Genomic DNA, 13,240 nt, shown 5'->3' with positions numbered 1-13,240 from the left:
CGAATTCCGCGGCGGCCGAAAGGCCTTGCGGCGGCTTCCGTCCTGCTCCCGTTACGCGCTTTCTTCTTTTTTCTTGCCTTTTTTGGTCGTGAGCTCCGGCGCCATCTTCTCCTTGATCACCTTGGCGGTGACCAGGCAGTTGACGACGTCGTCTCGCGAAGGCACTTCGTACATCACGTCGAGCATGACGCTCTCGATGATCGCCCGAAGTCCGCGCGCGCCCGTATTCCGCTTGATCGCTTCGCGAGCGATCTCCTCCAACGCGCCGCTCTCGAATTCGAGCTTGACGTTGTCCATCTCCAGCAGCTTCTGGTACTGCTTGACGAGAGCGTTCTTCGGCTCGGACAGAATGCGAACCAATGCAGGCTCGTCAAGCGGCTCCAGCGTGGAGATGACCGGCAGACGGCCGACGAACTCGGGAATCAAGCCGAATTTCAGCAAATCTTCCGGTTGGGCCAGAGACAAATACTCGCCCGGCTTCATATCCTTCTGTCCTTCGAGGACGGAGCTGAATCCGATCACTTTTTTGCCGATACGGCGCTTGATGATTTGCTCCAGACCGTCGAACGCTCCGCCGCAGATGAACAGAATGTTCGTCGTGTCGATCTGGATGAACTCTTGGTGCGGGTGCTTGCGTCCGCCTTGCGGAGGAACGGAAGCGACCGTGCCTTCGAGAATTTTCAGCAGCGCCTGCTGCACGCCTTCGCCGGACACGTCGCGCGTAATCGAAGGGTTCTCGGATTTGCGGGCCACCTTGTCGATCTCGTCGATGTAGATGATGCCGCGCTCGGCCTTCTCCACGTCGTAATCCGCAGCCTGGATCAGCTTAAGCAAAATGTTCTCGACGTCTTCGCCGACATAACCCGCTTCCGTGAGCGAAGTCGCGTCCGCGATCGCGAACGGAACGTTCAGGATTTTGGCCATCGTCTGCGCGAGCAGCGTCTTGCCCGAACCCGTCGGACCTACGAGCATGATATTGCTCTTCTGCAGCTCGACGTCCTCGATCTTGGCTTGGGAGTTAATGCGCTTGTAGTGATTGTATACGGCAACCGACAGGGATTTCTTCGCTTGTTCCTGGCCGATGACGTATTGGTCCAAAATGTTGCGGATATCTTTCGGTTTCGGAATATCCTTCAGATCGAGCTCTTCCTCGTGACCGAGCTCCTCCTCCACGATCTCCGTGCAAAGCTCGATGCACTCGTCGCATATATATACGCCGGGACCGGCAACCAGCTTTCTGACTTGATCCTGCGATTTGCCGCAGAACGAGCATTTCAGCTGGCCTTTTTCGTCGCTGAACTTGAACATGTAAACCCTCCTTATTCAACCGCGCCTAGTGTCCGCTTTCGAGAAACCGGACTTTTAACTCGCGGGACGTTGTTGCCTATATTAGGCTTGCGGATTGTCGACGGCCGTCGGCTGCGTAATGACGCGATCGACGAGACCGTATGCCACGGCCTCTTCGGCACTCATGAAATTATCGCGATCGGTATCCCGCTCGATCTTCTCATAAGGCTGGCCCGTGCGATCGACGTAGATCTGATTCAGCTTCTGCTTCGTCTTGACGATCCAGTCCGCGTGAATTTTAATATCCGATGCCTGACCTCTTACCCCGCCCAGCGGCTGGTGAATCATAATCTCGCTGTTCGGAAGCGCGAAGCGCTTGCCGGGCGCGCCAGCGGTCAGGAGCAAGGACCCCATGCTGGCGGCCATTCCCACGCAGATCGTGGACACGTCGGGCTTGATGAACTGCATCGTATCGAAAATTCCCATGCCGGCCGTTACCGAGCCGCCCGGGGAGTTGATGTACAGATGAATATCTTTCTCCGGGTCTTCCGCTGCCAAGAACAGCAGCTGAGCGATAATGAGATTGGCGACATCGTCGTCAATCGCGCTTCCGAGAAATATAATGCGGTCCTTCAAGAGCCTCGAATAGATGTCGTACGACCGCTCTCCGCGATTCGTTTGTTCGACGACCATAGGTACTAGCATGTTACCAACCCCTTTTCTCATTAGACGTTCGAATCTCGGTAATAGTTTAACACGTTCAAATCGGAATGTCATGTTGACGAGTCGTTTTCGGGCGATCGTCGCTTCGGCGTTCGGCGTTTCGTATGTATTCGGGGTGAAAAATAAGGCACGCGGATTGCACGTGCCTTGTCTATGTTGCGGGAATTACTCGGATTTGCTGTTTTCTACGAGGAACTTCACGGCTTTGCGGACTTTCAGATCCGCGTTCAGGTTATCCAGGTAGCCGTTCCCAGCGAAAATGTTGCGAAGCTCTTCCGCAGGGCGGTTGTACAGCTTTGACAGGTTCTCGAGCTCCTCGTTCACGTCCTCGTCGGACACTTCCAGGTTTTCGGCTTTGGCGATCTCTTCGAGCACGAGGTTGCTGCGAACGCGCTTCTCGGCGTCTCCGCGCATTTGCGCCTTCAGAGCCGCTTCGTCCTGGCCGCTGAATTGATAGTACAGATCCAGCGTCATGCCTTGCTGGCGCAGACGGTTCTCGAAGTCCTTCAGCATGGCGCCGATCTCGGTCTCGATCATCACTTCCGGAACTTCCAGCTCGGCCGCTTCCGCCGCCTTGTCGACGATCGCCGTCTCGCGAGCCGCTTCCGCGTCCTTCGCCTTGCGCTCGCCCAGCTTCTTCGCCAGATCCGCTTTGAACTCGTCCAGCGTATCGAACTCGCTGACGTCTTTGGCGAATTCGTCGTCGAGAGTCGGCAGGCTCTTGCGCTTGATCTCGTGCAGCTTCACTTTGAACACGACCGCTTTGCCGGCCAGGTTCTCCGCTTGATAGTTTTCAGGGAACGTAACGTCGATGTCTTTCTCTTCCGCGATGTTCAGGCCGACGACTTGGTCTTCGAAGCCCGGAATGAACGAACCGGAGCCCAACTCCAAGGAATACTTCTCGCCTTTGCCGCCTTCGAACGGAACGCCGTCCAGGAAGCCTTCGAAGTCGATCGAAGTGAAGTCGCCCAGTTGAGCGGGGCCTTCGTCAACGACGACCAGCTCCGCATGGCGCTGCTGCAGGCGCTCGAGTTCCGCGCTCACTTCTTCTTCCGTCACTTCCGCGCTCTCCGCGGCAACGACCAGGCCTTTGTACTCGCCGAGCTTCACTTCCGGCTTGACCGGAACTTTCGCTTTGAACTTGAAAGATTGGCCTTTGGAGAATTGCTCTACGTCGACTTCCGGACGATCGATCGGCTCGATGCCGACTTCGTCGATCGCCTTCGTGTAAGCTTCCGGAAGCAGGATGTCGATGGCGTCCTGATACAGACTCTCGATTCCGAAACGGGCTTCGAAAATCGCGCGCGGCACTTTGCCTTTGCGGAAACCCGGAACGTTGACTTTCTGAACGACCTTGCGGAATGCCTTGTCCAATGCGAGAGCGACTTGCTCCGCGTCCACTTCAACTTCAAGAACGCCGAGGTTCTTCTCTATTTTTTCCCAGTTTGCTGTCATATTATGCTTTCCCCTCCGTAACATCTTGCCGCGGCATGGCGGCAATTCACATAAACCATTCCATTATAGAACAACATTGCGCTCGGTTCAAGGCGCAATCACGAATCCGTGATTTGCGGCTCCATCGCGTAGTTTCTCAACCACCGCAGCGCCTGCTCGTAGCGAAAGCGCAATTCGTCCGTAATGCCGTACTGCTCCCGGATTCCTTCGTCGCCGTGCTTCGCGTGCAGCTTCTCCATCAACAGCTGGTGCAGCGCCGCGGCCCAGATGTCCGACGAGCCGTCGTCGTCCTCGGCCATGCTCTTGAAAGTCGGAGTTCCGTAAGCGAGCTCGGCGCAATCCTTCCACGTCTCTTCCGCGAAATAGGACAGCGTCGGATCCGACACTTCCGCCGACTGTTTCACCCGCTCGAGCACCTGGTGCATGCCCTGGGGGAATTCCGCGAAGCTCAGCGGCGTGTCCGCCGCTTCCACGGTCAAGCTTTCTCCGTCCCTCCAGAACGCAACAGGTCCGCTTCCTCCCTGCTTCCGGATCGCCTGCAGGGCGCGGTATTGGAGAGGAGGAATGTATTCCTCTCTGGCCAGCCACTGCCTGAGGGAACCGTCGATGTCGGGATGAAACACATGCTGCAGCTGTCCCAGGATGAGCATCTGCTGCCCCGGATCGTCGCCGTTGTACAGGGCGGCCAACAGCTCCGGTATGTAGTTGGCGTCGGCTTGGCTTCGCTCCGACAATCTGCGTTGGAAAATCTCCTCTTCCCCTTCGTCCTCTTCGTTCCCGTCGGTCTGCAGGAAAGCGTCGCAGCCCGAATCCCCTTCGAACGAAGGGAACGCGGCTTCGAGCCACCCGAGCAGCGCCTGCCACTCCGTGTGGTGCCGCTCCGCCTCCCCCTTGCACTGGAGGAGGAAGGCCAGCAAAGCTTTGGCGTCGCCGTAACGTTCTGTCTCCAGCATTTTCGTCAATTGTATTTGATAATAATCCAGTGTCTTCGGAAACAGCACCAGATTATCCTTCGGTCGATCCGTCATGTGGGCAGTTCCCCTCCGCCTGTACCGGCATTTGAATCGCGTCGTCTGAAAATTATAGCATGAACGGGGGCCAAATAAAAAACCGCCGCCCCCTTCCCTCGCTTTCTTGCGCGAAAGCGGTCGATGGGAAGTCAAAATCGATCGACTATATGACAAGACGCCCGGTTTGGCGTGGGCTGGAGTGGATTGTTCGCAATCTGTGCGAATGCACTGGCCGTATATTCGCCTCCACATAAGCTATCACATGACTTCAATCTTCGCAGTTGGGTGGTGATTGCATGAGTTACCCGGTTGGAGGCGCAGGAACCGGCCCTTGCTACGGCGGCGGCGGGATGGGCGCAGCTGCATTCGCGCTGGTGCTGTTCATTCTGCTCGTAATTATCTTGCGTGCCGGTGCTGGCATCTGGTAAGAGCTACACCTCCCTATCTGCCGCAGGAAACATCTCGAATCCCAAGCTAGATGGCGAATGTTGCTTAACCAAGCAAACACGCCTTCCGCGTCCTTAGGACGGTGAAGGCGTGTTGTCGGAGACGATCTCTGAATCGTCGAGAAATCCCCGCCGCGGCGATCGTCCGCAGCGGGGATTTGCTCGTTGCGGAGGTTAGCTCGTTACCGAAACTATCCGCCCCGCTCTTCGTACATACTTACAACATATCCCCGATAAAGGAGCTGTTGCACGTGAGATTCAGCGTCGACGGCATTACGATCGTGTGCCCCTGCTGCCGGAACGATACTTTCGACAAAGATTACCGGCAACTGAACTCGAGAGGCGCGACTTTCTTTGGCTTGGATTGGGCGAATCGCAACGCGACGATTCTCGTCTGCCAGAGATGCACCCACATCTCTTGGTTCATGTCGGAACCTGCCTCGGAGAAGCGTTAGAACCTCGTGCCGCAACTGCGCCCGCGAGCGTTGCAAGCGGCAAAAAGCCCATAATCCCGAGCGTTCGGGTTATGGGCTTTTCATTTATCATTGCATGAAGGATGTGTCTGCCAAATGGCGTCCCAGGAGGGATTCGAACCCCCGACCGACGCCTTAGAAGGGCGTTGCTCTATCCAGCTGAGCTACTGAGACACGCAAAAAGTATATTAGCACACATCTTCGCGTTGCGCAACCTCTTTTTCCCTTTCGGATTGTGCCGTTTGAAAACGGACCTGCGACAGGCTAAGATCAATGAAGACCGCCCAAAACGCCGTTCCCCCTGCTCGACAGCGAAGACGGCCGATTCAAGCGGGACTACTTTAATTAAAGATCGCAGGTGATCATCATGACAATTCGACAAGCCGGGAGCGGCGACGCGCCGGCTCTTGCCCGCCTTATTCTGCTGGCCATACAGGACATCGCGTACCAGTTGACGGGTGAAGACGACGAGGGAGACGTCCTGCGCCGGCTGGAAGCGTTCATCGACTCCGAGGGCAACCGGTTCAGCCGCTCGTGCATTCTGGCGCTGGAAGAGGACGGACGTCCCGTCGGGATGATTTTGTGTTATCACGGCAGCGACGCGCGCCGATTGTACGAGCCTGTTCTAGAGCATCTGCGCCGCAAGGGCGGAGATCCCTCCGTGACGATCGACGACGAGGCGGACGAGGACGAATACTACATAGACGCCATCGCCGTCGATCCGTCGCATCAAGGCAAAGGGTACGCCAAATTGCTCATCGCGGCGGCCGAGGGCCGGGCCAAGGAGCTCGGCTGCGACAAAATCGCGCTGAACGTCGATCAGACGAACGAAGGCGCGCACGCGCTGTATGTCAAGCTGGGCTATCGCGCGGACAAGGAAATCCAGATACACGGCAAACCGTACTGGCACATGGTAAAAAAACCGGATTAAGTCGGTCGGAGCCTATCCGCTTAAGGTCGACGGCGCCTTCCATCGACTCGCGGGCAAGGCTCCTCAAATCGCATTGCGGAGGAGAAATCGGTCATGGGAATGTGGTTGATTTACGCGCTGTTATCCGCCGTGACGGCGGCACTTGTCGCCGTCTTCGGCAAAATCGGCCTCAAGGACGTCGACGCCAACTCGGCGACCGCCATTCGCGCGGTCATCATGGCGCTGTTCCTGCTCGGCGTGGTCGTCGTACAGGGGAAATTCGCCCAGCTCGGCGAAATCTTCGCCCAGAGGAAGGCGATGACGTTTATCGTGCTCAGCGGCGTGGCGGGCGCGCTGTCCTGGCTGTTTTATTTTCTCGCGCTCAAAGGGGGCAAAGTGTCCCAGGTCGGGCCGATCGACAAGCTGAGCGTCGTTCTTGCCGTCCTGCTCGCCTTTTTCTTCCTGGGAGAGCGGATTTCGTGGATCAATTCGGCAGGCGTCGCGCTGATCGCCATCGGCGCCATTCTCGTGGCTTGGAAGTAATCTTCACTCGGCCTCGATCCAGGCGACCTGCTTGGCCTTCAGCGCGGTCTTCCATTCCGAAGGCGCGGGGACGTCGCTGACGACGAGGTCGATATCCTGCAAGTCGGCGATCTTGAACAACTGGGCCTGTCCGAACTTCGTCTTGTCGGCGACGACGACCGTCTGCTTGGCGTGCTCGATGATTTTGCGGGCGAGCACTCCCCTCGGGGTATCGAAGCCGGTCAGTCCCCGTTCGACCGTCAAGCCGTCGACGGAAATGAACGCTTTGTCGACATAGAAAAGCTCGGCCATCTGCACCGCCACCGTTCCCGTCGAACGGGACTGAGACGCGTCGATCTCTCCGCCGATAAAGTAGATTTTGCCGCCGAACAACCCTCTGTTCGCATAGTCGATCAGCTTGCACATGCCGGCGACGCAGATCGTCAGCACCGTAATGTTTTTGCGCCCCACTATGCTGTCGATCATCGGCAGCGTCGTCGTGCCGTCGTCGATGAAGATAACGTCCCCGTCTTCGACAAGCGTCGCCGCCGCCAGTCCGATGCGGCGCTTCTCCTCGGAATTGATCGCTTCCCTTTTCAGATAGGCCGGCTCTTCCCGCGCCTCGTCCGGCTTCATCGCCCCGCCGTAGACGCGCTTCAGCTTGTTGTCCGCCTCGAGCTCCTCCAAATATTTGCGGATCGTCTCCGACGACACCTTCAGCTCGTTGACGAGATCGTAGGTTCTGACTTTGCCTTCCAAGTTCAATTGCTGCAAAATATAGGCTTTGCGCTCTTCCCCGATCAACGACATCGGTTAACCTCCATCCATGCATAAAGCCCGCGAATGCGCGGTTAGGTCAAGCGTACACTACCCGGCAAGCGCTGTAAATCGTCGGCGCGCAAATAAGCCGCCCTGCCCCTGGGAGGGACGGGCGGCCGCTGATCGTTAACCTTGCCTGATCCGGTTAGGTCTCGCCGGATTGTTCATGGCGGGATGGGCGATATTCGTTTTGAGCGTCTCTTCGACGAATTCCTCGCCTTTATGGGCGATTTGATTGCCTTTGTTTTTCTTGAATCGATCTGCCACCGCTTTCTCACCTCCCCCCGCGCTACAAAATGTTCATCGATTCGATATGGCGTTTCGTCTCGTCGGTGCCCAGATCGTGCAGCATGCGGTAAATATCTTTAAGCAGCGCGTCGTAGGTTTCGTTTTCGGGCGAATCGGAGATGGTCGGAGAACCGCTGTAATCGAAAATCTCGTCTTCGTCCGCGTCCTGGGCTTCCTGGAACAACTCCTCGAGTTTGTCGATCTCCGCTTCGGTAGCCTGAATCGAGAACTCGAAAGATGCCGCCCCGCGATCCGTCAAAATTTGCCCGGGTCCCACCGCGACGTAATAAGTCCTTCTGCCGCCATCCCGCGTATCGGCGTCGTTCATGCGCCATCGGACTCCTTTCCCCCGTTAACGGGTCGTAGTCTTCACGTATTTTCTCCTCATGGACATACATCTTATGCCTTTTTTCGCATATCCATCTTAGTGTGTGTTCAAGAAGACCGGTTTTCAGCGCCGAGCAGGCGGACCGGCTGAATTCAAGATTCGAAAGGAGGGGAAGACCGATGTGCGGAATTACCGGATGGGTGGACTGGACCGCGGATTTGACGAAGCAGGCCGATACGATCGAGAAAATGACGGAGACGCTCGAACAACGCGGACCGGATGCAAGCGGCACGTGGCTTTCCCGCTATTGCGCTTTTGGACATCGGCGATTGTGCGTAATGGACCCCGCGGGCGGAGCCCAGCCGATGGTTCGTCCGGCCAGAGGCTCGGACAGCCACGACTGCGTGCTTGTGTATAACGGAGAGCTGTACAACGCGCCGGAGCTTCGCAAGGAACTGGAATCGCTCGGCTACCGTTTCCGCACGACGTGCGACACGGAGGTGCTGCTGCAAGCGTACGTGGAATGGGGACCGGACAGCGTCGACAAGCTTAACGGCATTTTCGCGTTCGCGGTGTGGCATACGGCGGAGCAAAAATTGTTTATGGCCAGAGACCGGCTCGGAGTCAAGCCGCTGTTCTATCGCCGCGAGGAAGGGCGGCTGCTGTTCGGCTCGGAGCCGAAGGCGATTCTGGCCCATCCCGGCGTGGAGGCCGCGATCGACGCGGAAGGCTTGGCGGAGCTGTTCGTCATCGGCCCGGCGCGCACGCCCGGCCACGGCGTATGGAAGGACATTTACGAGCTGAAGCCCGGGCACTGCCTGCTGTACGATCGCAACGGCATGAAGCAGTATGCTTACTGGCAGCTGCACAGCGCGGAGCATGAGCAGAACGTCGAGCAGACGGCCGAAGCGGTGCGCGAGCTGCTCGCGGACACGGTCGAACGTCAGCTCGTCTCCGACGTGCCGATCTGCACGCTGCTGTCCGGCGGACTCGACTCCAGCGCGCTGACGGCGCTTGCGGTCGACTACTATAAGAGAACCGGGCAGGGCCAGGTTCATACGTTCTCGGTCGATTACGTCGACAACGACAAGCATTTTCAAGCGCACGATTTTCAGCCAAACGCGGACGCGCCCTGGATCAAGCGGATGAACGACTATTTGTCGACGGTTCACCATCCGAAGCAGTTCGATACGCCGGAGCTCGCGGGAGCGCTCGACGTCGCGGTGCTGGCCAAGGATTTGCCCGGCATGGCGGACATTGACGCTTCCTTGTATTTATTTTGCCGGGAGATTAAAAAAGAAGCGACGGTGGCGATATCGGGCGAGGCGGCCGACGAAATCTTCGGAGGTTATCCGTGGTTTCATCGGGAAGAGGCGCTTAAGGCGGAGACGTTCCCTTGGTCTCTGGCGACTGACCTGCGGGCCGGCCTGTTATCCCCGGAGCTCAGAACGAAGCTCAGGCCGCGGGAATATTTGGCCGACCGCTATGCGCAAGCCGTCGCCGAAGTACCGCACCTTCCGGGCGAGGATGAGGACCGCCGGCGGATGCGGCGCATGTCGTATTTGAACATTACCCGGTTCATGCCGACCTTGCTCGACCGCAAGGACAGAATGAGCATGGCCGTCGGCCTTGAAGTCCGGGTACCCTATTGCGATCACCGGCTCGTACAATACGTGTTCAACATCCCTTGGGAGATCAAGACGGCGGGCATGCGCGAAAAAGGCATCCTCCGCAAGTCGCTCGAGGGGGTGCTCCCGAACGACGTGCTCTACCGCAAGAAGAGCCCTTATCCGAAGACGCACAACCCGAACTACTTGGCTGCCGTGCGCGGCCGGCTGCTGGAGCGGCTGGACGATCCGTCCTCCCCGCTGCTTCCGCTGATTGACGCAAGCCGCATCCGCGAGCTCGCCGCGGCAAGCGACGCCAGCTCCCACATCCCGTGGTTCGGCCAACTCATGTCCGGCCCTCAGCTGTTCGCCTACTTGCTGCAGGTCGACTTCTGGCTGCGGCATTATAAAGTGAAGCTGGTGTTGTAGGAGGGGCGTGATAGGCGGGGTTGGCTTGCGGCGGGGTGGGCGCGTTACTCTAAAGAATCGTACAACGGCCCTCAAAATGGGCCTCAACGGTGCGCGTTACTCTAAAAAATCGTACATTGGGTCCGCGAGTAAAAAGGAGCTAATCCCCTTAATCGGAGATTAGCTCCTTTCGTTTACACCTTGCCTTCAAGCAGCGCCAGCAGCTTCTTCAGAGCCTGCCCGCGGTGGCTGATCGCGTTTTTCTCCTCCAGCGTCAGCTCGGCCATGCCGCGCCGCTGCGAAGGCACCCAGAACAGCGGATCGTAGCCGAATCCGCCGTCGCCGCGGGGGCGGTTCATGATTCGTCCCTCGACGTAACCTTCCGCTGCCGCCTTGCTCTCATCCGATGGATCGTACAGGACGAGCGAGCAGGCGAACCTGGCCGAGCTCAGCGTCGCGAACTCTTCCCCCGCTTCCGGCAGCGGAACGATCGGCGCCCCAATCCGTTCCAGCTCGCGAAGCAGCTTCGCATTGTTCGCGGCGTCGTTCCCCGGCTCGCCGGCGTAACGCGCGGAGTATACGCCGGGCGCTCCGTCCAACGCGTCCACGCACAGACCGGAGTCGTCGGCGAGCACCGGCATTCCGACCAAGGCGGCGACTTCCTTCGCCTTGATCGTCGCGTTCTCCTCAAATGTCGTTCCCGTCTCCTCGATATCCGGAATGCCTTCGACCTCGTTCAAATCTTTGACTTCGACCCCGATCCGGAGAAATGCCTCGCGAAACTCCTTCGTCTTCCCGCGGTTCCTCGTCGCGATCAGCAGCGTATCTCCTTGGCGAATCACCGCTTGCCACCGCCGATCCGAGCTCCGGCCTCTCCCAGCGTCTCCTTCTGCAGCTCGATCAACCGGCGAATGCCGGCTTCCGCCAATCCGAGCATCTGATCCAGTTCCTGTCTGGTGAACGGAGCTTCCTCGCCCGTGCCCTGAACTTCGACGAAAGCTCCCGCTCCCGTCATAACCACGTTCATGTCGACCTTCGCCTTCGAGTCCTCCTCGTAGTTCAGATCGACGACCGGCAGATCCTGAATGACCCCGACGCTGACGGAAGCCAAATAATCCCTCAACGGATATTTATCGAACGAAACCGTGCCCGACAGCTTATGTATCGCCAACGCCAGCGCGATATAGGCGCCTGTAATGGAAGTCGTTCTCGTCCCGCCGTCCGCCTGAAGCACGTCGCAGTCGAGCGTAATCGTCCGTTCTCCAAGCGCGTGCAGGTCGACTACGGAGCGCAGAGCCCGTCCGATCAAGCGCTGGATTTCCATCGTTCTTCCGGTCAGCTTGCCCTTGGCCGCCTCCCGCTGGTTACGGGTGTGCGTCGCCCTGGGAAGCATGGCGTATTCCGCCGTTACCCAGCCTTTGCCCTGCCCTTTCAGGAACGGGGGCACTCTCTCTTCCACGGATGCCGTGCATAATACTTTCGTGTTCCCGACTTCGATGAGCACGGAGCCCTCCGCGTATTTATTCGGGTGAAGCGCAACTGCGAACGGCCGCAGGTCGCGATCTTGTCTGCCATCGGATCTCATTGATTAACCTCCCAAGTACTCAATCTCACCCATTTTACCAGACGTTGCACGCAAAAGCATCCGCACGGTTGTCAGGCGGGTTGAAAAAGTAGTAAGCGGCAGTCCATGATGCCCAGGCAGCGCAAAAAGCCGCGTCTCGCTCGGATTCCGAGAAGACGCGGCCGATACATAATGGCTCAGCGGTTAAGCGGATTGACGTACATAGGACGGGTGACCGGTCGGTCGTAAGCCCGCTGCTCGGAGTCCAGGAACGAATCGTCGCCGTTCATGACGACGCTCACCTGCGGCAGGTCGGCCGCCTCGGTCAGCGTAAGCACGAGCGCCTCCATCATGCTCGACGGCACTTCGGACTTGGGCATTCCCGACGCATCCTTCAGGGACACGTTGACCGTATCGGCCATGCGGACGAGCTTCTCGACCGACATGTCCGGCGTCATGACCGCCTGAAGCGATTTCGTATCCTGCGGCCCCGCGATCAACTGCTCAAGCGCCGCCTTGGCGACGTCTTCCTGACGGTTGACGAGCCGCGTGACGGGGACGAAGTAACCTTCCCCTTCGGCGGTTTGGGAAGCGAAATACAGCGTTACGCCCATCGCGTACGTCGGCTGGACGTCCTTGACCTTCTCCAGGTTGATGCCGAGCCCGCGGGTCAAGACGGGATCGACCGGCAAGCCCGAGGAGGGCAGCGAGCGGATCGGCTTGCCGCCGACCGACAGCTTCACCTTGTCGATGCCGGGCAGCTCGGTTAACGTCCAGACGAGCGCTTCGATCACCTTCCGCTCCCGCGAGGCCGGAATTCCGGGAAGCGGCGCGGCGAAGTCGACGGATATCGTCTGTTCGGCGGCGTCTTCCGTTACGGAGTTGACCTTGGTCCCTTCCGGCAGCACGGCCGCGAAGCCGGGCGGCAGTTGATCCGCCAGCTGCCTGCTCACGGTCATCCAGGCGATCGCCTTCTCTGCGCCGGAGACCGGGGCGGACTGTTCCTGATCCTGCTCCTGATCGGCCCGCAGGGACATCGGAGCCAAATATTCGTTGCGGTCAAGCAAATAGACCGTAATCATCTCGCCGGCTTCCGCGATCGCCGACTGTTCGACGCCCTGAATCCACGCCTCCTCCAAATCTTTGGGCGGCGGATCGATGCTCGTCTTATCGGCAACGTCTCCCTTGCTTCCTCCCCAGATGCTACAGGCGGAGAGCAGAGGAACGAGCAGCAGGAGCAGCGCCCATTTTCTCAGCTTGGCCGTGCGGTTCGGTTTCGTTCTCATTGATTAATCCTCCCTCATAATTGGGTCAGACGAATAGGCCGCCGTTCCACCGGAACTCTATTTGTAGTACTATGTATACGAGCCCTCGGTACAAATATGTTAGTTTGTCCAAAC

Annotated in this window: 15 protein-coding genes and 1 tRNA gene; 5 read left to right on the top strand and 11 right to left on the bottom strand. The window is 58.3% G+C overall.

What is annotated here, in order from left to right:
- Positions 1 to 51: 51 nt before the first annotated feature.
- The 4 genes from clpX to B0G52_RS14880 all read right to left on the bottom strand — a co-directional run bounded on the left by clpX (position 52) and on the right by B0G52_RS14880 (position 4,493).
- Positions 52 to 1,308, bottom strand: coding sequence for an ATP-dependent protease ATP-binding subunit ClpX (gene clpX / locus B0G52_RS14895; RefSeq protein ID WP_094045620.1), 1,257 nt, complete (start codon positions 1,306 to 1,308; stop codon positions 52 to 54).
- Between the two features lie 81 nt (positions 1,309 to 1,389).
- Positions 1,390 to 1,992 carry an ATP-dependent Clp endopeptidase proteolytic subunit ClpP gene (clpP, locus tag B0G52_RS14890; RefSeq protein WP_094045618.1) on the bottom strand — a complete coding sequence of 201 codons (603 nt, stop codon included), beginning with the start codon at positions 1,990 to 1,992 and terminating at the stop codon, positions 1,390 to 1,392.
- A 183-nt stretch (positions 1,993 to 2,175) separates the two neighbouring features.
- Positions 2,176 to 3,465 carry a trigger factor gene (gene tig, locus B0G52_RS14885; protein WP_094045616.1) on the bottom strand — a complete coding sequence of 430 codons (1,290 nt, stop codon included), beginning with the start codon at positions 3,463 to 3,465 and terminating at the stop codon, positions 2,176 to 2,178.
- Between the two features lie 98 nt (positions 3,466 to 3,563).
- Positions 3,564 to 4,493 (bottom strand): hypothetical protein, encoded by a 930-nt coding sequence (locus B0G52_RS14880; RefSeq protein ID WP_233162689.1) that lies wholly within the window; start codon positions 4,491 to 4,493, stop codon positions 3,564 to 3,566.
- Between the two features lie 278 nt (positions 4,494 to 4,771).
- Between B0G52_RS14880 and B0G52_RS14875 the strand changes: the two genes are divergently transcribed.
- Both B0G52_RS14875 and B0G52_RS14870 read left to right on the top strand, forming a co-directional pair.
- Positions 4,772 to 4,903: a sporulation protein YjcZ gene (locus tag B0G52_RS14875; RefSeq protein WP_094045614.1), complete on the top strand. Its 132-nt coding sequence runs from the start codon at positions 4,772 to 4,774 to the stop codon at positions 4,901 to 4,903.
- Positions 4,904 to 5,172: 269 nt separating this feature from the next.
- A complete protein-coding gene (locus B0G52_RS14870) occupies positions 5,173 to 5,376 on the top strand; it encodes a hypothetical protein (RefSeq protein WP_094045613.1) in 204 nt (67 codons plus the stop codon).
- A gap of 115 nt (positions 5,377 to 5,491) precedes the next feature.
- On the opposite strand, the gene B0G52_RS14865 is transcribed toward B0G52_RS14870, so the two are convergent.
- Positions 5,492 to 5,568, bottom strand: a tRNA-Arg gene (locus B0G52_RS14865).
- Positions 5,569 to 5,761: 193 nt separating this feature from the next.
- On the opposite strand from B0G52_RS14865, the gene B0G52_RS14860 reads away from it, so the two are divergent.
- Together B0G52_RS14860 and B0G52_RS14855 are read left to right on the top strand one after the other, a co-directional pair.
- Positions 5,762 to 6,325 carry a GNAT family N-acetyltransferase gene (locus B0G52_RS14860; protein ID WP_094045611.1) on the top strand — a complete coding sequence of 188 codons (564 nt, stop codon included), beginning with the start codon at positions 5,762 to 5,764 and terminating at the stop codon, positions 6,323 to 6,325.
- 93 nt (positions 6,326 to 6,418) lie between these two features.
- Complete coding sequence (locus B0G52_RS14855) at positions 6,419 to 6,847, top strand: EamA family transporter (RefSeq protein ID WP_094045609.1); 429 nt, start codon at positions 6,419 to 6,421, stop codon at positions 6,845 to 6,847.
- Positions 6,848 to 6,850: 3 nt separating this feature from the next.
- Here the strand turns inward: B0G52_RS14855 and B0G52_RS14850 are convergent, their stop codons facing one another.
- The 3 genes from B0G52_RS14850 to B0G52_RS14845 all read right to left on the bottom strand — a co-directional run bounded on the left by B0G52_RS14850 (position 6,851) and on the right by B0G52_RS14845 (position 8,261).
- Positions 6,851 to 7,636 carry a DeoR/GlpR family DNA-binding transcription regulator gene (locus B0G52_RS14850; RefSeq protein ID WP_094045607.1) on the bottom strand — a complete coding sequence of 262 codons (786 nt, stop codon included), beginning with the start codon at positions 7,634 to 7,636 and terminating at the stop codon, positions 6,851 to 6,853.
- 135 nt (positions 7,637 to 7,771) lie between these two features.
- Entirely contained in the window at positions 7,772 to 7,912 is a 141-nt protein-coding gene (locus B0G52_RS35595; RefSeq protein WP_158223719.1) for a hypothetical protein, read from the bottom strand.
- Positions 7,913 to 7,934: 22 nt separating this feature from the next.
- Positions 7,935 to 8,261: a hypothetical protein gene (locus tag B0G52_RS14845; protein ID WP_094045605.1), complete on the bottom strand. Its 327-nt coding sequence runs from the start codon at positions 8,259 to 8,261 to the stop codon at positions 7,935 to 7,937.
- Between the two features lie 179 nt (positions 8,262 to 8,440).
- On the opposite strand from B0G52_RS14845, the gene asnB reads away from it, so the two are divergent.
- On the top strand, positions 8,441 to 10,297 hold the full coding sequence (gene asnB / locus B0G52_RS14840; protein WP_094045603.1) for an asparagine synthase (glutamine-hydrolyzing): 1,857 nt from the start codon (positions 8,441 to 8,443) through the stop codon (positions 10,295 to 10,297).
- A gap of 173 nt (positions 10,298 to 10,470) precedes the next feature.
- Here the strand turns inward: asnB and B0G52_RS14835 are convergent, their stop codons facing one another.
- The 3 genes from B0G52_RS14835 to B0G52_RS14825 form a co-directional block, all read right to left on the bottom strand.
- Entirely contained in the window at positions 10,471 to 11,118 is a 648-nt protein-coding gene (locus tag B0G52_RS14835; protein ID WP_369827065.1) for an XTP/dITP diphosphatase, read from the bottom strand.
- Positions 11,115 to 11,861 carry a ribonuclease PH gene (gene rph / locus B0G52_RS14830; RefSeq protein ID WP_094045601.1) on the bottom strand — a complete coding sequence of 249 codons (747 nt, stop codon included), beginning with the start codon at positions 11,859 to 11,861 and terminating at the stop codon, positions 11,115 to 11,117. The genes B0G52_RS14835 and rph overlap by 4 nt, the downstream gene beginning before the upstream one ends.
- Before the next feature lie 176 nt (positions 11,862 to 12,037).
- Positions 12,038 to 13,126: a GerMN domain-containing protein gene (locus B0G52_RS14825; RefSeq protein ID WP_094045599.1), complete on the bottom strand. Its 1,089-nt coding sequence runs from the start codon at positions 13,124 to 13,126 to the stop codon at positions 12,038 to 12,040.
- Between the last annotated feature and the right edge of the window lie 114 nt (positions 13,127 to 13,240).

Source organism: Cohnella sp. SGD-V74 (genome assembly GCF_003001675.1).
GTDB lineage: Bacteria > Bacillota > Bacilli > Paenibacillales > Paenibacillaceae > Cohnella.
The sequence above is the reverse complement of the archived record's forward strand: the minus strand, read 5'-3'. Positions and strand labels throughout refer to the sequence as shown.